Below are 26,343 nucleotides of genomic sequence, written 5' to 3'. Positions count from 1 at the left end.
ATTTTTATTTTGTCACGTCCTTGCAATAGGTGACACAATACCAAACGCGCTCAAACGGCTTTCCTTCATGTTGTCCTTTTTCTTCTTCCAGGTAGGTACCTTCCAGCAGGTAACGACCAGCTTCAACTGGTGCATAGCTCAGGGTTTTACCACCTTCGGCATTAATTTTTTTGCTCCAGCCACTAGGAGAAATTACTGTCAGTTCCGCTTTAGGCAGTACTGTTTTTGTTTTATTAAACAGTGAAACCTGTTCTGGTGTATTTACTTTTTTAGCCGCTACTGCAGAAGTTTGTAATACGAAATCGTTCTGCTTCAGGTTAGCCAGGCCGTTGGTATTGTTGACCTGTACCAGCCCCTGGGCATAGTAGCGGATTTTGCTGCCACCGTATACTTCCTGCACCGTATGATCGATGTAGAGTACATACGCACCATCCTGCTGCGGCGTGAAAGTAGCTTTAAAGTAGGTCCCTGCAGGCTGGCATTCCAGTTTTGTTTTTTTACCGGAAGGGTCTATCAGGTAGAGGGTAAAGTCTTTCATGTTGCTAAACCAGTTCTGGATAGAATCTCTTTCATTTTCGGCATATTCACCCAAAAAGACTTTCACTTCCTGGGTCTGACCTTTTTTACCGTTTACGGAAGTTTCGATCCAGAGGGCGTGACCAAAGGCAGTAAACATGCTGCAACACAGTAATACAGAAAATAGTACTTTTTTCATTTTTATAGTGAGGGTTTGTTACGATGATAAATATTAGAAACGATAGCCAACGCTCATGCGAACATTACGACCTGGTTCTGTTTGCCAATAGTAAATTTTACCGAAGTTATCCCCTGAAGGGCCACCGGTCCACAGGTATTTATCCAGCAGGTTATTAACCAGTACGTTGATGCTGAATTTATTGATATTATAGCCAAGACCTGCGTCCATTCTGAAATAGTCTGGGATGAAGTTTTCAGTTTTATCGTACACCATACCGGCTACACGACCAGCCTGATACTGATACCCGATGTTGGCGCGCAGGCCTTTCAGGGCACCGGTTCCGAGGGTATAGGTCAACCAGGTATTTTGTATATGTTTAGATATACCTGGTACGTAGTTACCTACCAGTTCCGCCTTGGTATCTTCCGAAACAATACCATCCGTGTAAGCATAGTTTACCACTACGTTCAGTCCTTTTGCAACCTCACCCTGGATATCTACTTCCAGGCCTTTGATTTTTTGCTGACCGTTTGTGCGACTATAAATCGGCTGGTGTGTTATCGGGTCCGGATGATCGTTGTCCTGTGTGAGTACATTGTTTTTGATGATCTGGTACAGGGCTAAGGTAGAAGTGAAGCGGCCGTTGAACCAGTCGCGCTTGAAGCCTACTTCCACATTGCTACCGGTGAGTGGTTCAAAAGTTTTCTTTTGATAGTCCAGTCCCGGGTTTTGCATGAAGGCCACATCGTATACGCCGTATACGGAAGTATTGCGGTCAATAGAATAGCTGATACCAAAGCGTGGCGTGAATTTGCTGTCTTTGTTCTTGCCATCGTACGGACTCACTACGGAATTGGTAGTATAACGGCCGGCGAGGGTAAAGCGAAGTGCGTCGTTGAAGAATCCGATCTGATCCTGCAGGTATACTGCGCTGTAGCCGTAGTTATATTCTACACCACGGGTACGGATATCCGTAGAGCGGTCCCATTTAGGCATTTTTACGCCACCATATACAGGATTGTAGATGTTAAAGGTACCATCGCCGAAGTCTGCGCCCTGACTCCAGTCAGCCCAATAGTTGCTGTATTTCATATCTACACCACCGAGGATATTGTGAACCAGTGCACCGGTTCTAACGGTACCGTTGATAAACACCTGCGCCGTTTTGTTGAGGCCCAGTCCATCCCAGATGTTGATGCTGCGTTGCAGCAGGCTGTCGTTATTAGCATCATAAAAACCTTTAGGCCACATGCTCTGTCCGATCTGGCTGAAGTGGAAGTAACCGAATTGCGCGGTCAGTTTCCAGTCCTGGCTAAACTTGTGTTCATAAAATGCCATTACGCTGTTGTCTTTGATGGTAGTAGGGTCCATATTCCCTTCAATGGTAGTGAAGTTCCTGGGCAGGTCCCCATAGCCACGCTTGGAGAAGGAGTAGTTACCACCAATTACCGGCAGCTGCATATACTGGAGGTTATATTCCAGGGTGATGCTGTTTTTATCGTCGATTAAATATTTGAGTACCGGAGAAATGCTGTAGCGGTTAGTGTAGTCGAAATCGCGCCAGCCATTTTTTGCTTCACCGGCCAGATTAAAGCGGTAGAGCAGCTTGCCATCCTTAGATAATTTACCGTCCAGGTCGAGGGTAGCGCGGTAGTTATCGTAGCTGCCGAGGGACATGGTCACCTCGCCACCGGTGTTGCCGGTAGGTTTTTTGGTAACTACGTTATAGAGGCCGCCAGGTTCGCCGTTGGACAGCATAAAACCCGCAGGGCCTTTTACAAATTCGATACGGTCCACCATGCTGAAGTCTTCTACGAGCGGGCTCCATGGGCTGATGAACACGTTCATGCCGTTACGCATGGAGGTAGCGCGACTACCACGCATCTGGATATTGGCGTACATATCCCAGTGCGCCAGGCGCGACACGCCGGAAACGTTTCTGGTAACACCTTCCTGCATGTTATATATCTGCTGGTCGGCCATTATTTCTTTGGATACTTCTGTAATGCTTTGTGGTACTTCTACCAGGGGTTGGTTTAAACGCAGGGAGTTGGAAGGGGTAAGTACGGTGTATTTATTGGATTCACCTACTATGGTGATTTCCTTCATTTGCTGGCCGGAAGCACCTAGGGTAATATTTGTCTGGGAGATTTTATCGGTTTCTACTTCTATAGCCTGCGTTACATTCTCATAGCCTACCAGGGAAATCACCAGGGTATATTTTCCTGGTTTCACTCTTTTGATTACGAAGTCGCCATTAGCATCAGTAAGGGCGCCGTAATTTGTATGTTGCAATCTAACGGTAACATATGGGGCAGGTAGTCCATCGGAAGTGAGGACGCGTCCTCTGATGGCGGATAGGATATCGTCTGCTGCTGCCTGGCTCCAAACCGCCACTAACAGCAGGATCACCATCAGTGCTTTTGGGGTAGCGGAGCGCAGTAAAAATTGTTTCATCGGCTTTTTTTGCATGCAAAGGTATAGGCAGGCAAAAGGGAGCGGTTACGCAAGCGGGAAAATGATTTACGCAATCAGGAAAATTAAAGGTTTTTTATTATATGTTTATGGTTTTGAGGATGATTAATATTAATTCTGATTACAATGCATAAAGCTATCTATTCATATACATTGTCGCAATTTCACCGGCAGAAGTGGGATTTAACATAACTGTTAGTATTTTTAATTTTCCAGATGCCAAATAGTATTTCTTATTTTAGTCCCATGCAAAACACTACAACCTTATACAGACCCGTTAATTCAGCAGAACTTATGCTGATCGAACAATCTGGCTACAAGGCTTTTCCACCACGCTTACCAGACCAACCTATATTCTACCCTGTAACCAATTTCGAATATGCCCGACAAATCACGGTTGACTGGAACTTACCGGCATATGGAAATGGTTATGTGACCGCATTCGATGTAGATAATGAATATCTAGCCAATTTTAAAGTACAAAATGTTGGCGGAAATATACATGATGAATATTGGATACCCGCTGAACAACTGGATGAGTTCAACCTCCACATAATAGGTGGAATTAAGGTAGTATTTATTGCACATTAAAACGTTGCCGCTGCCGGCTGCTTGGATCTAACATTAATAATCGTACGATTTATAAACGGCGCCATAATTATAATCAACATAATCACCAGGATACCAATAGATACGATAGCATAATAATCCATCGCATATTTCAGGAAAGCCTGTTTTTGCACCGCCCTGCTCAGCAAGCCCGTAGCAGCTTTGGCTGCCTGATCAGCGGGAATGCCCCGCGATTGGAGCGCAGCCTGGTAAGTATGTAAACGCGATTGCAGACCCGGTTCCACTGCGGTGATAGTATCACTCATACGGGTGCCGTGGATCTTTGCGTAGTATAAACTGAAGAAATTAATCAACGCAGTACTGCCACTGAAAAAAGCGAAGCGCACAAATACACCCACGGCCGCCGCCGACTGACTCAGTTCAAACGGCACGGAGGATATGGTAAACAACACCACCGGCGCCATCAGCAGCCCCGCACCAGCGCCCTGTACAATTAAGGGTATAATGAAAATAACCGCATCTGCCTCCGTAGCAAAATGAAAATACATCCAGGTATGGAAGCCCAGCATCAGCGAAAAACCAGCCAGCCAGATCAGTTGCGTCGGGCGCTTTTTCACAATCCATCTTGCCGCCATCAGACTCCCGATGACCACTCCCACAATGTTATAGATAAACAACTCATAAATATGAATCGGGTCCATGCCCAGCACCACATTAAAATAACTGGTGGTTACCGAAAATGCACCCCTGACCAGGTACAGGAGTCCTACCAGCGCCGCCCCGAAAACAAAATTCTTGTACTTAAATACTTCCATGTGAATCAGCGGTCTTTTGCTGTATACCTGCCGGATAACGAATACAGCTCCCAAACCTATCACGGCAATTAAACTCCACACAATCGCAGGGTCCGACATCCAATAATACTGTTGTCCGTAGGTGAGCACGTAGCCCAGGCAGATCAGCAGCGGCGCATACAACACAAAGCTGCCCCAATCCAGCTGGTACAGTGGCACCTTTCTCACCAGGTGTATACGGTTCATCAGGAGCAGTAATAATACTGCTCCCGGAACAAACACGTATATCATCACTTTATAAAGTACGTTGTACTCATAATTGTCAATGATGGGGGCGGTTACAAGTGAGGTAAAAGAAGAAGCACATAAGATAAGACCATAGAAAAACGTATAGCCTATCTCCCGGGCATGTTCGCTCTTTAACTGAGCGAACAACAACGTCAGACAAATACTGGTAACGCCGCAGTTAACGGTCCCCTGTAAAAAACGACAGATATATAGTATAGGCAGCTCACGGGTATTGTACACAAACCAGGTAATGATTACCTGTAATACAATACACAGGAGGAAATACTCTTTAGTAGAAATGCGGCTGAAGAACCGCCGCTCCAGCGGCGTAAACGCTGCAATTGCGGAGTAGTACACCAGCATGGAAAACTGGATATCAGCCGGCTCTACCCCATAGAAACCGGTAGCAGCGCTCACGTTGGCGGTAGACAAAGCAAACAGCATCACTGTTGGCAGCATTACCAGCACGATCGTCAACCTGCTAAGCCATTGTGGTACCCAGCTTCTGAATATCGGAACACTAGCCATAAATTAATTCCTCTCTTTTTTGACAGCAACAATGGCGCTCATGCCGGCCGACAAGTCCTTCAATTCTTCCGCACTACCGGTTAAGCGTATACGAACCGGTATGCGCTGGGCAATTTTCACGAAGTTACCCGTGGCATTATCCGGTGGTAAAATAGAGAACTTACTGCCGGTGGCACCTGATAAGGATTCTATCGTTCCGGTATATTTTTTTCCAGGGAAGGCATCTATGGTAATAGTAGCGTTCTCCCCCACTTTCATATGGCGGATCTGCGTTTCTTTGTAGTTGGCAACTACCCATTTGCCTGCCTCACGGTCAACTATAAACGCTAATGTTTGTCCGGCCTGCACCAGCTGTTTGGGCTGAATGGTGCGGCGTCCCATTTTACCATCATATGGCGCCACAATCACGGTATAGGAAACGGTGAGGTCGTTGCGCGTTACTACCGCTTCCCTCCTTTTAATTTCCGCCTCCAGCGCCTGGAGCTGTACCTTGGCATCGTCTATACGGCCAAGAGAGGCTTCATAGGCGTTCTGGGCTGATTTATATTCTGAGCGGGCCACATCCAGGGCGGCTTGTACCCTGTCCAATTGTTGTTTGGTGGCGGATTCCACGTCGTATAATTTTTTGTAACGGTCGTACTCCTGCTCCTGGTTCAACAGTTTCGCTTTGGCTGCCGCAATCTGTGATTCATAAACTTTCGAGCTCTGACCGGTGGTGCGCACATTACTTTGAATCACGGCTATCTGTGCACGTGCATTGAGCAAGGCGGCTTCCGCTTCCTGTTGCGCGGCTGCATATTCACTGTTATCAATCACTACCAGCGTATCTCCTTTTTTCACATCCTGGTTTTCTTCGTACCGGATCTCTTCCACATAGCCTGTTACCTTGGCTACTACCGGATTAATGTATTCATCCACCTGGGCGTCGTTGGTTTCTTCAAACCTCGCCTGATGTATGAGGGTGCGAATCCCCCAGATGGCCAGGCATACCACTACAATTAATGCCACCACGGTGGTGACACGAGAAATTATTTTGTCCGTTCTGTTGGTGTTTGTGTTAGCTGTTTTGTTCATATAATTATAGGTTGCCTGTTGCTTTCAATAATTGATAGTATTGTAATTGCGCCGTCACTTCAGCTGTCGTCAGATCAAAGCGGGATTGCAGCAGTTGTGTTTCTGCATCCAGCAAGTCAGTCAGCAGCGACAGCTGATTGAAGTAAGTATTATTTACGATTCTGAAATTTTCCTTTGCCTGCACAATGTTTTCCTTTGCCACCTGGATGCGCGTCAGCGCCTCGGTGTAGCGCAGATAAGCGGTATTTACTTCTTCCCGCACCCTGTCCTTTGTATCCGCATGCTCCACTTCCTGCCGTTCCAGGTTAATTTTTGCCTCTGCCTTACGGTGCTTATTTGTATAAAGTTGCGAAATCGGAAGGGAGGCTTTTACACCAGCCATTCCCAGTCCATACAGATTAAAAGAGTATGGATACATCAGGATCTGCGGAAAAGAATAGCCGTATTCCGCAAACAAGCCCACCTTAGGCATGATGTTCGATTTCACCTGTTGCAGCTTCAGTTCGCTGAGCTTCGTTTCTTTCTCTGAAATTTTAAACTCAAATGAATTTTCATACGCATCGTTCACATAATCTTCGTAGCTGCGTTGGCGTGGTATAGCATTAATAGTATCATTGGCAATGCGGATCACGTTGCCATCAGGATCTCCCATCATGATATTGAGGCGTTGCATCGCAATCCTGAGGCTGTTTCTTATTTCCAGCAGTGTCATTTTTTGTTTGGAGAGACGTAATTCTGCTCTAAGCACATCACTCTTAAGCACAACACCGTTCTGCTGCAGGTGGCGGATTTCTTCGAGTTCTTTTTCACGTTCTGAAATATCCTGCAGCATTACTTTTTCGTATTGGTAGTTGCGGTATATCTCCAGGTAATAGGCCGCAGCTTTATACCTCAGCTCCTGCTCTGTGAGATTTTTCTGCTCGGCTGCCAGCTCTGCTTCGGTTTCGGCAGCATGTATTTCCCGGGTGATCTTGCCACCGTTATATAAGTTCAGAAAGGCTTCCCCGGAAACCTTGTAGGTACCTTTCTTTTCGATGGGAATCTGCGTAGGTGCGTGCAGGATACCATCTTCATATAACGCGAAGTTGGAGAAACGCGCATACATGCCGCTACCGGATACTTCCGGCAGCCGCTCTGTTTTCGCATTCTTAACACGTGCTTCCGCGCTCTCCACGCTCAGCTGCTTCATTTGCAACTGTTTATTATAAGTTGATGTTTTTTTCCAAACTTCTGAGAGGGTCAGGGTGTTCTTTTGTTCAGGGTCCTGGCTGAAGGCCTTTATGCTGCCTGAAAGTGTGATTAGCAGCACCCCCGCCAGCATCTTATTACTGATTGTAAACATATTATTCGTGATGAAGCTGCAAAGTTCCATTCAGTTTGTAAATTATTTTTGCTATAAATTGCCATATAATTGTTAGATCCGGCCAAATGGAAAAAATTGACTATAACCAGATACTATTAGACACCGATGAAGTGCCTCAGTCGGCCTATATATGGCATATGAAAACCGAACACCACTTCCCTTTTCACAAGCATAACAAAGGTCAGCTGACCTATGTTGAAGGTGGCGCCGCATTTTTATATACGCGGGAAAAAACCTACTTCCTGCCTGCCAGACATTACATGTGGGTACCGGCCGGCGTGGAGCATTACTTTGCCCATCGTTATCCGGCTAATTATGTTCGTTCGATTTATTTTTTTACTGAAAGGGAAGATGCGAATGAACCATTTTACAGCACCACCGGCATTTACCCGGTTACCAACCTCCTGTTGGAAATGCTGCTGTTTACGACCCGCTGGGAAGGCAATATTATGCCGGGTACCAAGCCTTTTACATTTATAAAGGCTATGAAATATTTGCTGCCAGATATCAGTACCAGTCCTTTACCCATTACCCTGCCTACCAGTGATAATCCGCGCATGAGTCCTATTTTACGGTTTATACAGGAGAATTTGGCCGAACCACTGACAATGGAAACGGTATGTGTAAAATTCAACACCAGTGAGCGCACGCTAACACGGCTATTCAGGTCTACGATGGATATTTCCTTTTTCCAGTACCTGAAAATCGCCCGCATGTCCCGCGCCATGGGTTACCTCATGGAAACGGACAAAACCATCAGTGAAATCGCCTGGGATACTGGCTATAACAGTGTATCCGCGTTCAGCAATACGTTTTATAAACTGACTGGCAGGCGCCCGTCGGATTACCAGCACCTCAGCAAAACCATACAACCGGAAGAAGAGTAAAGCACCGGAACTTTGACATCTCCCTAAACCCGGAAATAGCCCCCTATTGCCATTCAGATAAAAGATGTTGCATTTGTAAGTGATTTGAGCCATCTTACCAGCCAATCAAGATCTAAACCGTATGAACACAATGAAAAAACAGCTGCTGTTTCCGGCATTGCTGGCAGGATTGAGTCTGCATGCCGTGGCGCAACAAAAAGGGCCGGCACAGGCACCTCCTGCGCGACCGGAAGCCAAAACCAGCGTTTCCATGAGCCCGGACACTACCATCGTTAGCTCTCATGAAGTCACCATTAAAGGCCAGCGTATCCCTTACAAAACTACAGCCGGCACCCAACCCGTATGGGACGAAAACGGCAAAGTTCTGGCCGGCTTGTTTTACACCTATTATGAGCGCACAGATGTAAAGGACAAAACCGGCCGGCCGCTGGTGATTTCCTTTAATGGCGGGCCCGGCACCCCTTCCGTATGGATGCAGATTGCCTACACCGGCCCGCGCTTGTTAAACATCGACGATGAAGGCTACCCGGTACAACCCTATGGGATACACGAAAACAACCAGTCCATCCTCGATGTGGCCGATATCCTCTATATCGATCCGGCCAACACCGGTTTCAGTCGCCTGTCTTCAAAGGATGTACCACGGGAAAAATTCTTTGGGGTGAATGCGGATATCCGCTACCTGGCCGACTGGATCAATACATTTGTGTCGCGGCACAACAGATGGGCCTCTCCGAAATACCTGATCGGTGAAAGCTATGGTACCACCCGTGCCTCCGGCCTGGCGCTGGAATTACAGAACTCACAATGGATGTACCTCAATGGTGTCATTCTCGTCTCCCCAACAGAACTGGGGATCAACAGAAATGGCCCGGTGGATGCCGCTTTACGTTTACCTTATTATGCAGCAACCGCCTGGTATCACAAAGCGCTGGCGAGCGATCTGCAACAAAAAGACCTCACCGTTTTTCTGCCTGAGGTGGAAGAATTCACGATAAAAGAATTATTGCCCGCTATCAGCCAGGGCGGCTTCCTGGATGATCAGCAACGCAGCAACATCGCCGCTAAAATGGCCCGTTACTCCGGCCTGTCAGCACAGGTGATCCTGCAGCATAACCTGGACGTACCAACGGATTATTTCTGGAAGGAACTCCTGCGTGATAAAGGCTTTACGGTAGGGCGACTCGATAGTCGCTACCGGGGTATGGACCGTGAGCTGGCCGGCAATAGTCCCGACTACAACGCGGAACTCACCAGCTGGTTGCATGCCTTCACTCCTGCTATTAATATTTATTTGCGCGAAGAGCTGGGTGTAAAAACAGATTTGAAATATATGATGTTTGGCCCCGTGCATCCATGGGACCGCGGTAATGATAATACTGGTGAAAACCTGCGCCAGGCTATGGCGCAGAATCCTTACCTGCATGTGATGATTCAATCCGGGTATTATGATGGCGCCTGCGATTATTTCAATGCAAAATATAGTATGTGGCAGCTGGACCCTGGTGGCAGGCTGAAAGACCGGTTATCCTGGAAGGGTTACCGGAGCGGGCATATGATGTATTTGCGGAAAGATGATCTGGCCACAGGGAATGAAGATATCCGGAATTTTATCAGGGCTTCGCTGCCAAAGGCCGGGCAGCCGGCGAAATATTAATGAAGGGCTGCCTAAAAAGGAGAACCCTCCTGAACAGGCGATGCCATTACATTTTAGCCAAAATAAAAAGCGATTGCCGGTGGCAATCGCTTTTTTATGTTCGAAAAACAAACTACTAAATTTTATAACTCACTCCTAACATCAGGAATACGTTATAGAGTGGAAAATCCAGTCCCTGAAAATCGCTTGGAAAAATGGGCCTTACACCCCAGGCCAGATTACCCAACACGCTGAGTTTTTTACCAACCCGGCGTTCAGCGCCTCCCTGAAATCCTACATCAAAGTTTCTTACTTCACTGCTGAAATCAAAGGTAGCTTCGTCCACGATCACCTTTTCGCCGGTAGGACCTCCGTTACGGATGTAGCCATCAGAAACGGTTCCATGAAAATTGGCGCTGAACTTCCAGGCCATATAGCCACCAAGCGAAAAACGCCAGTTATTGTTAGGCGTAAATACAGCACTTATCGGAAAGGTAACATATGCATTACGGGCAATGGTTTTGTTTTTGCCGGTGAAGGTACCTTCAAAAGTGCCCGTGCTGGAACCATCCTGCACAGTAATGATAGTATGAAAGTACTGTACTTCATCTTTAATGCCCATGCCTTTAAAATCCAATTTCACCCCAATGGCAGCACCCCATTTTTGGGAAGCGCGTACACTGAGTTCATAGCCCAGCGTAGGAGAAAATTCAGGCCAATAGCCATCAATAGCACGGATAGTGTTGGGAAAGCCCATTGGAGCCGTAGCCCCAAAGTTGAATCCCGCCAAAATACGGTGTTCCAAAAACGGTTTGAAAGTGCTGGTACTATTCTGCGCCAATAAATCACTGGCAGCGCCGATCAATGTTAAGGTTATAAATATTTTTGAAATATATCTCATCATATGCAGGATCTTTATTAGCGAATAATCTGAAGGCTATCAACAAGTAAGCGGCTGCCGATAGCACCCTCGTACAGATCACCCTTATAACTGGATGACATTACTATTGCCAACATCATTTGCGGCTCAATATCTTTCAGGAAAATGAAGGGCAGATTAAAGCGGGTATAAGTCGCCTTTGCCCCACCATCAGGTAGTTTAGCCACAGCAATAATGCGGTCGGAGGTCTGGATATTAGTACCGTCCAGTCTTGTTGTTCCGCCATAAAGTACTGCATACATGGAACAGGAGTCTGTAGCGCCGGCCACTGGCTTACCGGCTTTGTCCTGGTAAACCGGACCAGGTTGGTATTTATAGTACCCACTGAAACTTTTGGGGCGTCCGCGGTAGGGCTGGCCAAACTGCGTAGATGCGAGTGGGTTAGACAGGGCGAATCTGCTATCAAATACTCCGAGAAAGAAATTACCGGCAAACAAGCGTATACCTACAAAGGCGGATAATGTAGTACCGGCACGTGTTTCCAATACTGCGCAATATTGCCCGTGGTATGGTTCAGTAGTATCCCGCAACGGGTACTGTTTGGGATCGGCCTGTACACCTGACAGCGCAATACCCGGGTTACCGGAGGACCAGATAACAGTAGCATTGTCCTCTACGGTGTACATATATTTATTGGGCTCCTGCACCCTCCACTGCTCAAAATCCCACGCCCATACACCAATTGTTACTACCGACACGGTATAGGTTTTATGGTAATTGCCATCCTGGGAGGTGATTTTATAACTGGTAAGACCTTCCCCTGTAACCTGGTCAAATTTGAGGGTATCACCATATGCAGGCTCTACTGTGGAGCCGGGTATGGGTACCACCCTGGGAACAATACCTTTTTCAAAGGCATTTTGTTTGAGGTATAATTGTACCCTTGAATTTGCCTCATCAATAAAGACGGCACCGGTGAGGTCGGCCTGGTCTACTATAAAGGAGTCCAAATCAGCCTCCGGGCTTAGGGGCGCATCCTTGATACAACTGCTGCTTAGCAGCGTTGCCAGGATGGCGCCGAAACATAGTGTCCGTTTAATCATCAGTATATCTGTTGGTTTCCTAAAATTTATTAACATTGTATATGTCCGATAAAGTTCGAATCAAACGCGTAAGCATATACGCTGCCAAATGTGTTACCGGGGTACTTTTCGTAAGCCTGGTGTCGTGGATAATTGGCTACAAAGATACAGTATGGGTACTGATTTCAGTGATGCTGGTATTATCTCCGGATGGTTCGGACGCCGTAACGCTTGCGGTTACACGTATTAAAGCCAATCTGATCGGGGCAGTGTCAGGATTCCTGTTAATATTGATACATCCCGACATAGTGCTGATGATGAGCATTGCTGTTATTATAACAGTTATCCTCTGTAATTTGTTACAACTCGAATCGGCTACACGTACCGCCCTGGCGGCAGCCATTATTGTAATGACCCACGAGGCAGGCCAGCATCCGTGGGATACGGCCATTGGCAGGGTCCTGTCAGTAATCGCCGGATGTATCATTGGGCTGGGGATCACCTTCCTGTTTCATAACAAACTAACACAACGAACTGTTGCTCAGTCAGATACAATAAATGAGGCGTAACACAGAATTGCTACAGAATTAAGTAATACTTTTATTCTAACAAGGAGCGTTGCATGAAGAAAATGATTTTGATGGCTACACTAGCCATGGTGCGTTGGAATAGCTTGTCAGCACAACAAACCGACCTACAATTGGTACCAGATACGACAGCACGTAGTGGCATATCCCTGATCACCACTGATACTATTCCCGACATTACACCAATATCTCCCCTGAACCTGACTGCAGTAAAGGAAAACAAACAAAAATCCTTTGTATGCAGTGCAGCTGGCGTAATTATTCCGGCAGCCATGATCGGCTACGGCTTTGCGGCCCTGCATAGCACTACGCTGCGGGATCTTAATCACAGCACCAAAACGGAAATCCGGGAGCATAGTCCCAATTTCAGTACCGGCGTGGATAATTTCATGCAATACTCCCCTGCTGTAGCGGTGTATGTACTCAATGCAGCAGGCGTAAAAGGGAAGCATAACCTGCGCGACCGTACAATCATCCTCGGACTGGCGGCTATCATTAACGCCAGTACGGTAGGATTTGTGAAAGCACAGACCAATGAAATGCGCCCGGATGGAAGTAATGACTACAGCTTTCCCAGCGGCCATACGGCCAATGCCTTTGCTTCGGCGGAGTTTCTGCGACAGGAATATAAAGATGTATCGCCCTGGATAGGCGTGGCAGGCTATGCCGTGGCTACCGCTACAGGCGCCATGCGCATGTATAACAACCGCCACTGGCTCAGCGATGTGGTGGCCGGCGCCGGGTTTGGTATCCTAAGTACCAAAGCCGCCTACTGGATTTACCCGGTTATACAACGTAAACTGTTTCCCGAACACAAGAATGTAGTCATGCTGCCGTATTACAATGCACAATGGAAAACTGCGGGGATCAGCTTATCCGTTACAAGCTTCTAAAAATCTTACTCAAAGTGGCATAGTGGGGATTGCTTCAAACGAAGCATAGCCTGCTGCTAGGATTGTGAGCAATCTCACATCGGGCCATGCGCTTAATAATTTACTATTAATAGGTTCCTCTGTTTTTGGTGGGGTTGTCCAATCTGCACCTATCTGTTTTACTACCCTAAAGATAACACCATGGTAATGAACACCATTTTCTAATTAGCATCGGCAAATTTCAATTTTATATCCCGATAATTTTGTAAACCGTTGGTTAATTAGAGAATTTCAAATCTCCCTGCCGATATTTCCTGTTTCGTTAACATCTAATAAAGGAATGCGCTAAAAAATAAACATAATTTCATTTTGATGGTAATATCTCTTTTTTTGATAACCTGAAAATCAGGAACTTTTCAATCAGGATAACTATGTACGGACCCTTTATTTTTCTGTTGGCCTGTATTTCCATGTACCTGCTCTATCGCATTCAGGTACTGCGAAAATTCAAATTATCTGAACTGCACAGTACTCCCTGCCCCGGCGAAGACGCCATTGCCGATGCCCGGATAGTAGGCACCTCGAACCATTTATTTAATGTGTCGCGCTATCTCAGAAGTATCCGTAACAACTCCTCCCACCGCTGGATGACAGTTGCCGTAAAACAGGTGATTAAGACAGATATGGGCACCTCCCAGGATATACGTTTAATTACGAATCTCGCTCCCGGTGAAGAAAGAAGACTGGGTCACGCCGATGATGTGCAGGAAGGCAGGTACAAAATTTTTATCGGCTACGAAATCATTTGGGCACGTTATACAGAAGTACCGAAATGGTATCAGCCTAAACAAAGAAAGTACCCCACCCCGGCTGAAATGTATACAGAAGCCATGAAAAAGTACAACGACAAACATATCATTCCTAATGATACACGGGTTAGCAGGGGTCAGGTTTACTGACCCCTTTTTATACTTTCACTGTATTGGCGTCAAAGCCTTTGCCATCCGTTAAGGCAAGCCAGGCAATGGTTAACACGATCCCTACCAGAGAGCCTATGGCCACATCTTCGAAAAAATGCTGGCTCATATACATCCTGGAATAACCCACCAGGATCGCTATCGCCAGGTATAGCAGCGACCAGGCTTTTCTTTTCGTAAAATAGGCAAGAACGGTAGCAGCAGTAAATGCACATACCGTATGTCCGGAAGGGAAACTCCGGAAATTATCCAATACATCCACCCCCGGTACATAATAAATGCCATGGAGCCGTGGATCATTAATAGCTTCCGCTATCTTCCGGGAAAAGTAACGGTGCGGCCTCGGAAAAGCCACCCAAAACTTGAGCATGAAATTTACCAGCGCCGTAAAACAATAGGCGCCGGCCAGTATAAAACCCTCCCGCTTGCTGAAGAAAAACACCAGCACAGTAAACACAACGGCGGCGGCTACACTCCCCAGATGTGTGACCAGCGGGAAAAACCAGTCGCCAAACGGGGTATGCAGCCCATTGATGAAGAAATAAATATCGTCTCTGCTAAACAAAAGCTTTACCAGCATCAGTCCTGCGAAAAAAGGCAGGTAACACCAGAGATATAATTGCAGACCTTTATAAACCTTCGCTAATTTTTTCATGCCTCTTTATTTATATGCACGCCACCAATAGCTGATTTTATTATGTTCCGGCAACAGCCCTGTTTCGCCAGGTGCCGGCATCCAAAGGGTGATATTTTTCTCTTCCGCCAATTGTACAATCTTTTCTGCCGGCTCATCCCAGTCGTGAAATGCCAGGTTGAAAGTGCCCCAGTGCACCGGCAGCATTACGTTTCCTTTAAGCGCCAGATGCGCCTGGGTGGCTTTCTCAGGTCCCATATGAATATCCGGCCAGTTGACGTCATAAGCCCCGATTTCCAAAATGGTCAGGTCGAACGGCCCATAAGTGGCGCCGATCTCGGCAAAACCATCGAAATAACCGGAATCCCCGCCAATGAATACCTTCTTATCTCTCCCCTCTAATACATACGACGACCACAGCGTTTCATTTCTTTGGAACCAGCGGCCGGAGAAATGGCGTGCAGGCGTGGCCGTTAAACGCAGCGTATCACTGATCTGGAAGCTTTCCGACCAGTCCAGCACTGCTATATTGGCAGCCGGAATACCCCAGCGGAGTAAGTGTCGCTCTACCCCTTTCGGACACACGAACTGCTTTACTTTTTTGCTGAGGAAATGCATCATGTGCCTGTCCAGGTGATCGTAGTGGTCATGCGATAACAACACCACATCAATAGGCGGCAGTTCAGCTGGCAGGACCGGGGACGCAAAAAATCGCTTAGGCCCCATAAATGAAAACGGGGACGCTCTGCTGGCAAATACCGGGTCAATAATCAACCGTTTGCCATCCAGCTCCAGGATGTAGCTGGAATGCCCGAGCCATGTCAACTGCAGCTCCTGCGAAGCCGCCGGCAACAACGCAGCGGGCGTTACATGGAATGGCCCCAATGGCATCAGCGGACTACGCTTACCCTTATACGTAAGGTACTTCCACATGAGCGCCGGCATATTAGCAATAGCCATGGACGTGGGAACCGGGTTCTGGTATTTCTTTCCTTCTATATGAGATTGGAGTGCCACGATATTAACTGCTGATTCGTCTGTGATAATTGATTTGTCCGAGATGATAACGCATATGCCCATAGAGGTGCACTACAAAAGCACCATAGGTCATAGGTACCTGCATCGGGTTGTCCTTGAAATCGGTGTCCATTTGCGCAGGGTCCAGCGTGGGTAATACCTTTGCAAGCATAGTACGGGTGTCGGCAATGGCCTCCAGCAGCACTTCCCGCGTCAGATCACGGGCGCTGAACTCAAAGGGCCGGTCGCGCACATAGCCGGTGTTACCAAAACCCACCCCTATAAAATGACGCAGGTTACCGCAAAGGTGCAGACATAAGGTACCACCGGAGTTGGACGTACCAGGCAGCACTTTCCACACTTCCTCATCGGATTTGTATAACCTGATTTCCTCTTCGAGTTTATTTATTTCTGCTTCAAATAAAGCAGGTAGGATATTATTAAGCATGATCTGTAGTAATTATCCGCAAAGTACGAATATTACCAATTATTAATTGGAGCGATTCCGTCAGCCTCTTTTAAGGTTTTTCACCAGCACGTCAAGGGTTTCCTTTACACGTAAAATTTCTTCTTTTTCTACACCATTTTCAGCGGTGGCTACTACTTGTAACGCCAGCGGATATACGATTTCTTTGAGGTTTTTACCATCAGGGGTAAGCCATACACGTTTGCTGCGCCTGTCCTTACCATCCATGGAACGGCGCACCAGGCCCCGTTTTTCGAGGTTATCCACCAGCTTGGTCAAACTGGCCTTATCTTTGTCGGTTTTGTCGGCCAGCTCCTGCTGCCGGCAACCATCCTGCTCTCCCCACAGGTGACGCAGGATAAAATACATATCCGGGGTAAGGTCCACGCCTTTCTCCATAAATACAGCCAGTAGTCTGAGTCGGTAAGCAGTATGCGCGCGTGTAATATTACGGCTGACTGCAGAGCGCAGTATATCCGCTATTTCAGGTTCACTCATTGGTTCATTGGGTTTAATCAAGTATTTCGGTTAACTAAATTACTAAAAGAATCACTGCTAAATCTGATAACAACACAATTTAAACATATACGAGTACCTAATTGTTTGACAAAACAGAATTCAGGAGGATGACTAACGAAACGCATAAACACAGATCGGCACTACGAAAGCAGCTATACAGGACTATCTTTTTATCGGATACGCCTGCAGGAAAAATATTTGACATATGCCTGCTGATCCTCATTCTTGCCAGCGTAGCTGTTGTGATGATGGAAAGTGTTCAACCGATCCAGGTAGCATATAGCAGCCTCTTTAATTGCCTGGAATGGTTGTTTACTATTCTCTTTACAGTGGAATACCTGTTACGTGTATGGTGTACACCCAAACCGAAAAGGTATATCACCAGTTTCTACGGCATCATCGATTTGCTATGCGTCATCCCCAGCTATGTGGAGTTTTTGCTGGGTGGCGGGCACTTCCTGATCACCATCCGGATACTGCGACTACTGCGGATTTTCCGGATTTTCAAGCTGGTACCCTTCCTGCATGAAGGCCGGCAACTTATGCTGGCATTGCAACGGAGTCGCCGCAAAATAGCGGTCTTCTTTTTCTTCATCATGCTGCTCACCGTCGTGCTGGGCTCCATCATGTATGTTATTGAATCCAGCCACAACTCCGGTTTCACCAGCATCCCGGTCAGTATATACTGGGCAGTAGTTACTTTAACTACTGTTGGTTATGGAGACATTGCCCCCATAACGCCCGTTGGCCAGGCCTTTTCAGCGGTGATCATGATTATGGGATACGCCATCATTGCCGTTCCGACAGGCATTGTAACAGCTGAAATGACCCGCATGCGCCGTGCCGCAGACGACCTGAATGCACGGGAATGCCCCGGCTGCCATATGAAAATTGATGATGAAGATGCCCTGTTTTGCAAATACTGTGGCACACACCTCTGATAATAACTATAAAATTGATGCATGAATACAGGGAAACTGACGTCTATACTGGACAATGACTTTTATAAGTTCACCATGCAGCATTGCGTGGTCAAACTATTTCCAAAGGCACGCGCCAGGTATAAGTTTATTAATCGCGGCCATCACGCCTTTCCGCCAGGCTTTGACAAAGTACTGCGACAAGCCGTGGACGCCATGCAGGACCTGCACCTGACCAAAGAAGAAAAAGGTTACCTCGCCGTCACCTGTCCTTACCTGGACCCTACCTACCTCGATTTTCTCCAGGGCTACCGCTACAATCCGGATGAAGTGCATATTTCACAGCATGGAGAAGACCTGGAGGTCATCGTGGATGGCTACTGGTACCGTACCATCCTCTGGGAAGTGCCGCTGATGTCGCTCATCTGCGAGCTTTATTATGAACAAACCGGGCAGCAACGCCTTCCGGATGATGAAGTCATCCGTATTACGAAAGAGAAGATCGAAAACTATAAAAAACTTCACATCACCATTGCAGAATTTGGTACCCGCCGCCGGCATTCACTGGCCGTACATAAGCTGGTAGTGCAAACACTTCGCAAATATGGCGAAGGCACTTTCATTGGCACCAGCAACGTACACCTGGCTATGCGCAATGGTGTGAAACCTGTAGGCACACACGCACATGAATGGTTTATGTTTCACGCAGCCAAATATGGATTTAAAATGGCCAATATGCTGGGCCTGGAACAATGGGTGCAGGTATACCGGGGCGACCTCGGCATCGCCTTATCAGACACCTATACCACCGATGTTTTCTTTGAGCAGTTCGATAAAAAATTTGCAAAATTGTTTGATGGGGTCCGCCATGATAGCGGTGATCCGCTAGTGTTTGCGGATAAAACCATTGCACATTATATTAGTAAGAATGTAGACCCGCTCAGCAAAACCATTATATTTTCCGACGGGCTGGACTATGAGAAAGTAGCAGTGATAGCCGACTATTGCAGAAACAGGATAGGTATGTCGTTTGGGATCGGAACTGATTTCACCAATGATGTAGGCCTGAAAGCCCTGAACATCGTGATTAAAATGTACGAAGCCCATCCCGAAGATGCTCCGAGATGGGCGCCGGTAGTTAAATTATCGGATGTGAGTGGTAAGTACACCGGGGATGAACAAACCATTGCCCTGGCCAAAACCATACTCGGTATTAATTAGTTGGAGGCGCGTCCCAGGCCGATACCGGTATCACCCTGGCTGAGGTCACCGGTTTCATAACCTTTTTTAAACCAGGCCATACGCTGTGCAGAGGTACCGTGTGTAAATGCATCCGGTACCACATGACCGGTGCCGGCCTGTTGTAATTTATCATCTCCCACTGCGCTGGCGGCAGACAAGCCTGATTCTATATCTCCCGCTTCGAGGATGCTCCTCATTTTATCGGCATGGTTAGCCCAGAGGCCGGCGAGGAAATCAGCCTGTAACTCCAGCATCACGGATAGCTTATTGTATTCTTTTTCGCTCAGCTGACTACGCATGGATTGTACCTTACGGCTAATCCCCAGCAGGTTTTGTACGTGGTGCCCCACTTCGTGTGCAATGACATAAGCCTTGGCAAAATCGCCCTGTACACGGAAACGCTGTTCAAGCTCATTAAAGAAAGTAACATCCAGGTATACCTTTTTATCTGCCGGGCAGTAAAAGGGGCCCATGGCTGATTCAGCCGCTCCGCAGGCAGATACGGTGGCATCGGTGAACAGGCGCATTTTAGGTTCTTCATACGTCATACCCAGCTTCGCAAACTGGTCAGTCCAAACCGACTCCGTGCTGTGCAGCACCTTAGATGAAAACTGTTCTATCGCACTACTGTTGGCGGTTGTCAGCTGTTCAGTGGTGCCTTCCTCAGCAGGGCCTTGTACCTGTTGCACGGCCTGCATCACCGTTTGTGGGTCCTGTTTCAGGAATAATGCTACAATAAGAATGAATATAGCGCCAACACCGCCGCCAATCACGCCTTTACGCATGCCGCCGCCGGTTTGTTTCTCGACATTGTCGCTCATTTGTTCATCGTCTAAACGCATAGTTGTAGTAGGGTTTTAGAAGTTTCTGTAACCCGAAATTACAATTTGTATGGCTATAAACATACAAAAAGTAGTAAATTAGAAGTACACCAAAACATGGCATCTAAAACCAATCGCATGAAAGCTGAACAGATCATATTTGCAGCCAGGCCAAAGGGACTACCCGATAGTAAAACCTTTAAAACCGTTACTGTTGACTTACCGGAACTACAGCAGGGAGAAGTGCTGATAAAGCCCGTCTACTATTCCGTAGATCCCTATATGCGCGGGAGGATGAATGACACCAAATCTTACATCCCTCCGTTTGAAGTAGGCCAGCCAATAGAAAGCGGCGGTGTAGCCACCGTAGCGGAAAGCAGGGACCCAAATTTTCAACCCGGCGATCTGGTCATGCTTACCTCTTCCCGCCCGCTGCTGCCATGGGCTACAGCGAGTATTTACAGCGCTTCACATCTAAAGAAAATAGATAACAGTGTGCCGCCGAGCTATTACCTGGGTATCTTAGGTATGCCCGGACTCACCGCCTATTTTGGCTTGCTGGATATTGGCAAACCCAAAGCTGGTGAAACGCTCGTGATTTCAGGAGCAGCAGGTGCAGTGGGTATCGTGGTGGGCCAGATCGGGAAAATCCATGGATGCCGTGTAGTGGGCATTGCCGGCGGTGCTGAAAAAGTAAAACTACTTACGGATGTTTTCAACTTTGATGCCGCCATCGACTACAAAGGTAACCAGGACATGAAGGCCAGCGTTGCTGCCGCCTGCCCTAATGGGGTGGATATCTATTTTGATAATGTAGGTGGGGAGATATCAGATGGCGTAATGGCCAACATGAATACTTTTGGCCGTATACCGCTCTGCGGGCAGATCGCCTTGTACAACAGCACAGAAGTGCCTGTAGGCCCTCGTGTGCAGCCCATCATGATTACACGAAGTTTATTAATGCAAGGCTTTACCATCGGAAATTTTTCCTCCCGTTTTGGGGAGGGCTTTAAAGCATTGGTAGAATGGGTAAAGCAAGGCAAATTAAAATACACGGAAACCACCATGGAGGGATTTGATAAATTACCAGAAGCTTTCCTGGCCCTGTTTGCAGGTAAAAACCAGGGTAAGCTGATTGTAAAAGTTTAGACCGGAAATTGCAGTGGGATTCCCTATTTTTAAGCATGACAAAACCAGTAGTACATACCCGCGTTAAAAAAGTGCTCAACAGCGGCATGCTGGACTCCGATGATGTGCTTGCAACGGAAGAACCGCTGGAGATACGTATTATTTCAGGCCCCACCCATAACCGCCGCCAGCAGCAGGTTTCCGTTACCATGCGCACACCTGGCAACGATGAAGACCTGGCTGCAGGCTTCCTGTTTTCTGAAGGAGTAATCAACGCTTACGATGCCATAGCGCATACCAAAATGGTTACTACCAAAGAGGGAAGTATTATCACTGTTACCCTTCGGGAGAATGTAACGCCGCAGTTGGGCAATAGCCAGCGAAACTTCACGGCCACCGCGGCATGTGGCATGTGCGGAAAAACAGACATTTCCAATATTCATACAGGCGCCGGCGTTAGTAATGCACAATTAGCTACTACCGCGGAAACTATTTTCCGGCTGCCGGAAACCCTGCGGGTACAGCAGTCGCTGTTTGAAAGCACCGGTGGAATTCATGCAGCAGCGCTGTTTGATAACGATGGAGAGCTGATCATATTACAGGAAGATATTGGCCGCCACAATGCGGTAGACAAAGTAATAGGAACAGCCATGCGGGAAGCCATGTTTCCCCTGGACCAGCACCTCCTACTCCTCAGTGGCCGCGCAGGATTTGAATTGATTCAGAAAGCAGCCATGGCCGGTATTCCGGTGGTGGCCGCCGTAGGTGCTCCATCCAGCATGGCAGTACGAATGGCAGAACAGTGGAATATCACACTGATCGGATTTTTAAGAGAACAACGTTTTAATATTTATTCCGGTGCACACCGGGTGGAGATTTAGTCATAACATAATTTTTCGAGCATGCAGGGAGATCAGAACCCGGTTATTTTCACCGGGTTAAAACTCAGCAAACCCAAAACAGTAGCAGCAGGTATCCCCGCTGTACTATCCAGCATGAAGCATATCCTGGAAGAAATGAATGCTTTCAGAGGCATACAGGCACTGTTGAAATTAAACCAGAAAAAAGGCTTCGACTGCCCGGGCTGCGCCTGGCCCGACCCGGACGACGAACGCTCCCCTATTGCTGAATACTGCGAAAACGGCGCCAAAGCCGTGGCAGAAGAAGCGACCACCAAAAAACTGACCGCCGAATTCTTTGCCGCTAACAGCATAGCCGATCTGGGTAACCTGACCGATTATGAAATCGGGAAAAAAGGAAGAGTGGCCCAACCCATGTACCTCGCTCCCGGCGACACCCATTATCGACCTATATCATGGGCAAATGCCTATGAGCGGATTGCCGGAAAACTACGCAGCCTGGCCTCTCCGGACGAAGCGGTGTTTTACACCAGCGGCCGTACCAGCAACGAAGCCGCTTTTCTCTACCAGTTGCTGGTAAGAGAATATGGCACCAACAACCTGCCCGACTGCTCCAACATGTGCCATGAGTCCAGCGGTGTAGCCCTGGGAGAAGCGGTAGGCATTGGCAAAGGCTCCGTTAAACTGGAAGATTTTTATGAAGCAGAAGTGATCATTATCCTTGGTCAAAACCCAGGCACCAACCATCCCCGCATGCTTACTGCCCTGCAAAAGGCTAAAATAAACGGGGCTAAAATCATTGCGGTAAATCCTCTGCCAGAAACCGGACTGCTGGGATTCAACAATCCGCAAACGTTCAAGGGCATTGTAAATATTGAAACACACCTGACCGACATCTTCCTGCAAGTAAAAATCAATGGCGACATGGCATTGCTAAAAGCCATCACCCTGTTGCTGCTGGAAGAAGAAGATAAACAACCCGGCAGCGTGTTTGATCAGTCATTCATTGCTGAAAAAACTGCCGGCGTAAACGAATATCTCACGCACCTGCGTACACAAAACTTTGATCAGCTGGTTGCCGAATCTGGCGTAGCTGCGGAAAAAATCCGCGAGGCAGCACAGGCCTTGCTACATAAAAACAAAATTATTGCCTGCTGGGCGATGGGACTCACCCAGCATAAAAATGCTGTTGACACTATCCGCGAAGTGGTGAACCTGTTATTGCTCAAAGGCAGTATAGGCAAGCCTGGCGCCGGCACCTGCCCTGTACGCGGCCACAGTAATGTGCAGGGCGACAGAACCATGGGCATCTTCGAACAACCACCCGCCATCCTCTTGAAAAACATCAGGGAAGTATACGGCTTTCAGCCGCCGGAAAAACATGGATACGATGTGGTACACGCCATCCATGCGATGCACCGCAAAGCCGCGAAAGTCTTTATAGCCATGGGAGGGAATTTCCTTTCTGCCACTCCGGATACCGAATACACTGCCCGTGCCCTTCGCAATTGCGAACTGACGGTTCATGTATCTACCAAACTAAACAGAAGTCATATTGTACATGGCCAGGAAGCAATTATACTCCCTACCCTCGGTCGTAGCGACAGGGATATTATTAACGGCGAGCATCAGTTTGTGACCTGTGAAAACTCCATGGGCGTGATCCAGATGTCCAAAGGCAATTTGCACCCGGTATCTGATGACCTGAGAAGTGAGCCCGTGATCATTTGTGAACTGGCGCAGGCGTTGTTTGGCGGTAAATCCAATACCCCATGGCAGCACTACGCCTCCCACTATGATTATATCCGAAATGATATCGAAAAGGTCATTCCCGGATTTAACAAGTATAATGAGCGGGTACGCCATCCCGGCGGCTTCTACCTGCCCAATGGCTCCAGGATAGGACAGTTTAATACGGATAACGGCAAAGCTAATTTCAACGTAGCCGATACCGTTACTACTCCCCTGCAACCGGGCGAGGTGATGATGATGACCATTCGTAGTCATGACCAGTTCAACACTACTATCTACGGGCTGGACGACCGCTACCGGGGCATCTACCACGAGCGGAGGGTGATACTTATGAATGAAAAAGATATTAATTCCATTGGTATAAAAGCAGGAGATGTTGTAGATTTGTTTAATACTTTTGAAGGCATCGAACGCGTAGCGCAGGGATTTATTGTTATTGCTTATGATATACCGGAATCGTGTACGGCCACGTACTTTCCGGAAACAAATGTGCTCGTTCCAGTGAACAGTGTAGCCGATAAAAGTAATACGCCAACGTCAAAACTTGTCGTTATCAGTATTAAACCGTCAACGATTAAACGATAGTATGAAACCTGTTGTGTGGCAGGGCGTCCGCTGGACTTCCACTGAATATTTCACACTTGAGGATAAAGGCCTGTATCAGCTGGCACAAGGCAGCATTACCGGTGTTATCCGAGAGTTACCTTTTTCTATTCATTATGAAGTGGAACTTACTAATGACTGGAAAACGGATTCTTTTTACCTGCGCTCCTACGGGCCGGATGCCAGGGAGCTGAAAGTGACCAGCAACCTGCTTGGCCAATGGTACGACCGGGAAGGAAATCAGATCACCGCATTCGACGACTGCCACGATATTGATATTTCCTTAACGCCGTTTACCAACAGTTTACCAATAAAAAGGCTGCATCTGCAGCCGGGCCAGCATGCGGATATAAATGTGATTTACATTCTCCTACCAGAATTTGAATTGCAAAAAGTAAGGCAGCGGTATACCATGATACGGGATAATTACTGGTTATACGAAAACCTGGATTCTGGATTTAGTGCGAAGTTGTCGTTTGATGAGTATGGGATCATGAATGATTATCCGGGGTATTTGCAAAGAAGATATTGATATAAAAGTAATGGGACCCGATAGGTCCCATTACTTTTTGGAATTCGATAAAGTTAATCCGCTTTCAGTGACGGCAGCAACTCCTCTGCTCCTGCTATCAATGCCTTTACCACCTCTGCCGAACCAATTTTTCCTTTTGCCAGTCCTGCTGCCTGCCCTGCCCACATCGCCACAAAGGAAGGATTATCCTGCGCTTTGGAGGCCTTACGCGCCGGCTGGGTCAATGCATCCTGGTAGGGATACGGCAATACGGGCGTTTCCCCTTCTTCTACAGCAGAGATCAGCGTATTATAAAGACCACGCGCCCAGCGGCCGGTAAATGCCCGGGTGAGCCGGGTACTGGTATCGGTGGAAGCTGCTATAGCTGCTTTATGCGCCCCGGAGGCCAGACTTTCGTTCGTCAATAAAAATGCACTGCCTGGCTGCACGCCGGAGGCGCCCAGCATCAGTGAGGCCACCAGGCTACGTCCATCCATGACTGCGCCGGCAGCTATAACGGGCACCCCTACACGATCAGCTATCTGCGGAATGAGCGCCATTGCGCCTATCTGCGGTAAACCATTGTTTAGGAAGGTACCGCGGTGACCACCCGCTTCTGCGCTCTGCGCCACAATTACATGCATACCTTTCTGCTCCAGGTACACTGCTTCTTCGATGGAAGTAGCCGTACCCATCATTTTAGCGCCGCTCTGCTGAATAATTGCTAGTCCTGCATCATCAGGAATACCGAAGGTAAAGCTGACAATACCAACATTTTCTTCCGCGAGTACGGGCAGGAGGTCTTTATAAGAATTAAGTTGCAGTGTTTTAAGATCTACTTCCGGTACTCCCAGCCCACTGCGGCTGTAGGTGGATTGCAACAGCGATTGCATGGCATCAAAGGCGGTTTGCTCCGGGGAAATAGGAATATCGTAAGCAAAAATATTTACGGCAAACGGTTGGGCCGTGAGTGATTTCGTTTGCTGAATGGCTGCCCGGGCAGCAGCAGCGTCCATATTGCCAATGGGCAGAGATCCCAGTCCTCCCGCATTACTCACGGCTGCCACCATTTCCGGAGTAGTAATCCCTAACATGGGTGCCTGAATAATCGGGTATTGTATGCCTAATAGCGCGGTGAGGTTATTTTTCCAATGCATCGT

25 protein-coding genes are annotated in these 26,343 nt (G+C 47.6%); 12 read left to right on the top strand and 13 right to left on the bottom strand.

Annotation, left to right across the window (positions count from 1 at the left end; translation table 11 throughout):
• Window positions 1-4: 4 nt before the first annotated feature.
• Entirely contained in the window at window positions 5-715 is a 711-nt protein-coding gene (locus KW844_RS07965; RefSeq protein ID WP_218376184.1) for a hypothetical protein, read from the bottom strand.
• A 33-nt stretch (window positions 716-748) separates the two neighbouring features.
• Window positions 749-3,154, bottom strand: coding sequence for a TonB-dependent receptor (locus KW844_RS07960; RefSeq protein ID WP_218376183.1), 2,406 nt, complete (start codon window positions 3,152-3,154; stop codon window positions 749-751).
• Window positions 3,155-3,466: 312 nt separating this feature from the next.
• On the opposite strand from KW844_RS07960, the gene KW844_RS07955 reads away from it, so the two are divergent.
• Complete coding sequence (locus KW844_RS07955; RefSeq protein WP_218376182.1) at window positions 3,467-3,763, top strand: hypothetical protein; 297 nt, start codon at window positions 3,467-3,469, stop codon at window positions 3,761-3,763.
• Here KW844_RS07955 and KW844_RS07950 read toward each other — a convergent pair.
• The 3 genes from KW844_RS07950 to KW844_RS07940 are packed head-to-tail and all read right to left on the bottom strand — an operon-like array spanning window position 3,760 to window position 7,768.
• Window positions 3,760-5,352: an MFS transporter gene (locus tag KW844_RS07950; RefSeq protein ID WP_218376181.1), complete on the bottom strand. Its 1,593-nt coding sequence runs from the start codon at window positions 5,350-5,352 to the stop codon at window positions 3,760-3,762. The genes KW844_RS07955 and KW844_RS07950 overlap by 4 nt on opposite strands.
• Before the next feature lie 3 nt (window positions 5,353-5,355).
• On the bottom strand, window positions 5,356-6,426 hold the full coding sequence (locus KW844_RS07945; protein WP_218376180.1) for an HlyD family secretion protein: 1,071 nt from the start codon (window positions 6,424-6,426) through the stop codon (window positions 5,356-5,358).
• 4 nt (window positions 6,427-6,430) lie between these two features.
• Window positions 6,431-7,768, bottom strand: coding sequence for a TolC family protein (locus KW844_RS07940; RefSeq protein ID WP_218376179.1), 1,338 nt, complete (start codon window positions 7,766-7,768; stop codon window positions 6,431-6,433).
• Between the two features lie 86 nt (window positions 7,769-7,854).
• Here KW844_RS07940 and KW844_RS07935 point away from each other — a divergent pair, with 86 nt between their 5' ends.
• Window positions 7,855-8,676, top strand: a complete 822-nt coding sequence (locus KW844_RS07935; RefSeq protein WP_218376178.1) for an AraC family transcriptional regulator — start codon at window positions 7,855-7,857, stop codon at window positions 8,674-8,676.
• 130 nt (window positions 8,677-8,806) lie between these two features.
• Window positions 8,807-10,333: a S10 family peptidase gene (locus KW844_RS07930; RefSeq protein WP_218376177.1), complete on the top strand. Its 1,527-nt coding sequence runs from the start codon at window positions 8,807-8,809 to the stop codon at window positions 10,331-10,333.
• Window positions 10,334-10,448: 115 nt separating this feature from the next.
• Here the strand turns inward: KW844_RS07930 and KW844_RS07925 are convergent, their stop codons facing one another.
• Together KW844_RS07925 and KW844_RS07920 are read right to left on the bottom strand one after the other, a co-directional pair.
• Window positions 10,449-11,216 carry an outer membrane beta-barrel protein gene (locus tag KW844_RS07925; protein WP_218376176.1) on the bottom strand — a complete coding sequence of 256 codons (768 nt, stop codon included), beginning with the start codon at window positions 11,214-11,216 and terminating at the stop codon, window positions 10,449-10,451.
• Between the two features lie 14 nt (window positions 11,217-11,230).
• The gene (locus KW844_RS07920) at window positions 11,231-12,295 is read right to left on the bottom strand and encodes a PCMD domain-containing protein (RefSeq protein ID WP_218376175.1); all 1,065 of its coding nucleotides are present in this window, start codon (window positions 12,293-12,295) and stop codon (window positions 11,231-11,233) included.
• A gap of 41 nt (window positions 12,296-12,336) precedes the next feature.
• Between KW844_RS07920 and KW844_RS07915 the strand changes: the two genes are divergently transcribed.
• From KW844_RS07915 to KW844_RS07905, 3 genes are all read left to right on the top strand, one after another.
• Window positions 12,337-12,843: an aromatic acid exporter family protein gene (locus KW844_RS07915; RefSeq protein WP_218376174.1), complete on the top strand. Its 507-nt coding sequence runs from the start codon at window positions 12,337-12,339 to the stop codon at window positions 12,841-12,843.
• A gap of 53 nt (window positions 12,844-12,896) precedes the next feature.
• The gene (locus tag KW844_RS07910; RefSeq protein ID WP_255578281.1) at window positions 12,897-13,754 is read left to right on the top strand and encodes a phosphatase PAP2 family protein; all 858 of its coding nucleotides are present in this window, start codon (window positions 12,897-12,899) and stop codon (window positions 13,752-13,754) included.
• 410 nt (window positions 13,755-14,164) lie between these two features.
• On the top strand, window positions 14,165-14,692 hold the full coding sequence (locus tag KW844_RS07905; protein ID WP_218376173.1) for a hypothetical protein: 528 nt from the start codon (window positions 14,165-14,167) through the stop codon (window positions 14,690-14,692).
• Window positions 14,693-14,699: 7 nt separating this feature from the next.
• On the opposite strand, the gene KW844_RS07900 is transcribed toward KW844_RS07905, so the two are convergent.
• Genes KW844_RS07900 through KW844_RS07885 form a run of 4 tightly spaced genes read right to left on the bottom strand, consistent with a single transcriptional unit; the run spans window position 14,700 to window position 17,325 of the window.
• Window positions 14,700-15,365 (bottom strand): phosphatase PAP2 family protein, encoded by a 666-nt coding sequence (locus KW844_RS07900; RefSeq protein ID WP_218376172.1) that lies wholly within the window; start codon window positions 15,363-15,365, stop codon window positions 14,700-14,702.
• 6 nt (window positions 15,366-15,371) lie between these two features.
• Entirely contained in the window at window positions 15,372-16,361 is a 990-nt protein-coding gene (locus tag KW844_RS07895) for an MBL fold metallo-hydrolase (protein WP_370626487.1), read from the bottom strand.
• Between the two features lie 4 nt (window positions 16,362-16,365).
• Entirely contained in the window at window positions 16,366-16,809 is a 444-nt protein-coding gene (locus KW844_RS07890; protein WP_218376170.1) for a DinB family protein, read from the bottom strand.
• A 60-nt stretch (window positions 16,810-16,869) separates the two neighbouring features.
• Window positions 16,870-17,325 (bottom strand): MarR family winged helix-turn-helix transcriptional regulator, encoded by a 456-nt coding sequence (locus KW844_RS07885; protein ID WP_218376169.1) that lies wholly within the window; start codon window positions 17,323-17,325, stop codon window positions 16,870-16,872.
• Between the two features lie 128 nt (window positions 17,326-17,453).
• Between KW844_RS07885 and KW844_RS07880 the strand changes: the two genes are divergently transcribed.
• Both KW844_RS07880 and pncB read left to right on the top strand, forming a co-directional pair.
• Entirely contained in the window at window positions 17,454-18,287 is an 834-nt protein-coding gene (locus KW844_RS07880) for an ion transporter (RefSeq protein WP_218376168.1), read from the top strand.
• Between the two features lie 21 nt (window positions 18,288-18,308).
• Window positions 18,309-19,487, top strand: a complete 1,179-nt coding sequence (pncB, locus tag KW844_RS07875; RefSeq protein WP_218376167.1) for a nicotinate phosphoribosyltransferase — start codon at window positions 18,309-18,311, stop codon at window positions 19,485-19,487.
• Here the strand turns inward: pncB and KW844_RS07870 are convergent.
• A complete protein-coding gene (locus tag KW844_RS07870; protein WP_218376166.1) occupies window positions 19,484-20,350 on the bottom strand; it encodes a neutral zinc metallopeptidase in 867 nt (288 codons plus the stop codon). The two genes, pncB and KW844_RS07870, sit on opposite strands and share 4 nt — an antisense overlap.
• A 117-nt stretch (window positions 20,351-20,467) precedes the next feature.
• Here KW844_RS07870 and KW844_RS07865 point away from each other — a divergent pair, with 117 nt between their 5' ends.
• Genes KW844_RS07865 through KW844_RS07850 form a run of 4 tightly spaced genes read left to right on the top strand, consistent with a single transcriptional unit; the run spans window position 20,468 to window position 25,204 of the window.
• On the top strand, window positions 20,468-21,478 hold the full coding sequence (locus KW844_RS07865; RefSeq protein ID WP_218376165.1) for an NADP-dependent oxidoreductase: 1,011 nt from the start codon (window positions 20,468-20,470) through the stop codon (window positions 21,476-21,478).
• 35 nt (window positions 21,479-21,513) lie between these two features.
• Window positions 21,514-22,338 carry a formate dehydrogenase accessory sulfurtransferase FdhD gene (gene fdhD, locus KW844_RS07860; protein WP_218376164.1) on the top strand — a complete coding sequence of 275 codons (825 nt, stop codon included), beginning with the start codon at window positions 21,514-21,516 and terminating at the stop codon, window positions 22,336-22,338.
• 21 nt (window positions 22,339-22,359) lie between these two features.
• A complete protein-coding gene (locus KW844_RS07855) occupies window positions 22,360-24,654 on the top strand; it encodes an FdhF/YdeP family oxidoreductase (RefSeq protein WP_218376163.1) in 2,295 nt (764 codons plus the stop codon).
• 1 nt (window position 24,655) lies between these two features.
• The gene (locus KW844_RS07850) at window positions 24,656-25,204 is read left to right on the top strand and encodes a putative glycolipid-binding domain-containing protein (protein WP_218376162.1); all 549 of its coding nucleotides are present in this window, start codon (window positions 24,656-24,658) and stop codon (window positions 25,202-25,204) included.
• Between the two features lie 53 nt (window positions 25,205-25,257).
• Here the strand turns inward: KW844_RS07850 and KW844_RS07845 are convergent, their stop codons facing one another.
• Window positions 25,258-26,340 carry a nitronate monooxygenase family protein gene (locus KW844_RS07845; protein WP_218376161.1) on the bottom strand — a complete coding sequence of 361 codons (1,083 nt, stop codon included), beginning with the start codon at window positions 26,338-26,340 and terminating at the stop codon, window positions 25,258-25,260.
• Window positions 26,341-26,343: the final 3 nt, after the last annotated feature.

This window comes from Chitinophaga sp. sic0106, assembly GCF_019219075.1.
Taxonomy (GTDB): Bacteria; Bacteroidota; Bacteroidia; order Chitinophagales; family Chitinophagaceae; genus Chitinophaga.
Note: the sequence above shows the minus strand (reverse complement) of the source record. Positions and strands in the feature narration are given on the sequence as shown.

Coding starts and splice junctions, on each gene's coding strand:
- KW844_RS07845 (WP_218376161.1), bottom strand. CDS start 26,340: ATGCATTGGAAAAATAACCTCACCGCGCTATTAGGCATACAATACCCG.
- KW844_RS07935 (WP_218376178.1), top strand. CDS start 7,855: ATGGAAAAAATTGACTATAACCAGATACTATTAGACACCGATGAAGTG.
- pncB (WP_218376167.1), top strand. CDS start 18,309: ATGAATACAGGGAAACTGACGTCTATACTGGACAATGACTTTTATAAG.
- KW844_RS07880 (WP_218376168.1), top strand. CDS start 17,454: ATGACTAACGAAACGCATAAACACAGATCGGCACTACGAAAGCAGCTA.
- KW844_RS07885 (WP_218376169.1), bottom strand. CDS start 17,325: ATGAGTGAACCTGAAATAGCGGATATACTGCGCTCTGCAGTCAGCCGT.
- KW844_RS07920 (WP_218376175.1), bottom strand. CDS start 12,295: ATGATTAAACGGACACTATGTTTCGGCGCCATCCTGGCAACGCTGCTA.
- KW844_RS07965 (WP_218376184.1), bottom strand. CDS start 715: ATGAAAAAAGTACTATTTTCTGTATTACTGTGTTGCAGCATGTTTACT.
- KW844_RS07960 (WP_218376183.1), bottom strand. CDS start 3,154: ATGAAACAATTTTTACTGCGCTCCGCTACCCCAAAAGCACTGATGGTG.
- KW844_RS07855 (WP_218376163.1), top strand. CDS start 22,360: ATGCAGGGAGATCAGAACCCGGTTATTTTCACCGGGTTAAAACTCAGC.
- KW844_RS07865 (WP_218376165.1), top strand. CDS start 20,468: ATGAAAGCTGAACAGATCATATTTGCAGCCAGGCCAAAGGGACTACCC.
- KW844_RS07950 (WP_218376181.1), bottom strand. CDS start 5,352: ATGGCTAGTGTTCCGATATTCAGAAGCTGGGTACCACAATGGCTTAGC.
- KW844_RS07850 (WP_218376162.1), top strand. CDS start 24,656: ATGAAACCTGTTGTGTGGCAGGGCGTCCGCTGGACTTCCACTGAATAT.
- KW844_RS07905 (WP_218376173.1), top strand. CDS start 14,165: ATGTACGGACCCTTTATTTTTCTGTTGGCCTGTATTTCCATGTACCTG.
- KW844_RS07870 (WP_218376166.1), bottom strand. CDS start 20,350: ATGCGTTTAGACGATGAACAAATGAGCGACAATGTCGAGAAACAAACC.
- KW844_RS07955 (WP_218376182.1), top strand. CDS start 3,467: ATGCTGATCGAACAATCTGGCTACAAGGCTTTTCCACCACGCTTACCA.
- fdhD (WP_218376164.1), top strand. CDS start 21,514: ATGACAAAACCAGTAGTACATACCCGCGTTAAAAAAGTGCTCAACAGC.
- KW844_RS07900 (WP_218376172.1), bottom strand. CDS start 15,365: ATGAAAAAATTAGCGAAGGTTTATAAAGGTCTGCAATTATATCTCTGG.
- KW844_RS07940 (WP_218376179.1), bottom strand. CDS start 7,768: ATGTTTACAATCAGTAATAAGATGCTGGCGGGGGTGCTGCTAATCACA.
- KW844_RS07910 (WP_255578281.1), top strand. CDS start 12,897: ATGAAGAAAATGATTTTGATGGCTACACTAGCCATGGTGCGTTGGAAT.
- KW844_RS07925 (WP_218376176.1), bottom strand. CDS start 11,216: ATGATGAGATATATTTCAAAAATATTTATAACCTTAACATTGATCGGC.
- KW844_RS07930 (WP_218376177.1), top strand. CDS start 8,807: ATGAAAAAACAGCTGCTGTTTCCGGCATTGCTGGCAGGATTGAGTCTG.
- KW844_RS07915 (WP_218376174.1), top strand. CDS start 12,337: ATGTCCGATAAAGTTCGAATCAAACGCGTAAGCATATACGCTGCCAAA.
- KW844_RS07945 (WP_218376180.1), bottom strand. CDS start 6,426: ATGAACAAAACAGCTAACACAAACACCAACAGAACGGACAAAATAATT.
- KW844_RS07890 (WP_218376170.1), bottom strand. CDS start 16,809: ATGCTTAATAATATCCTACCTGCTTTATTTGAAGCAGAAATAAATAAA.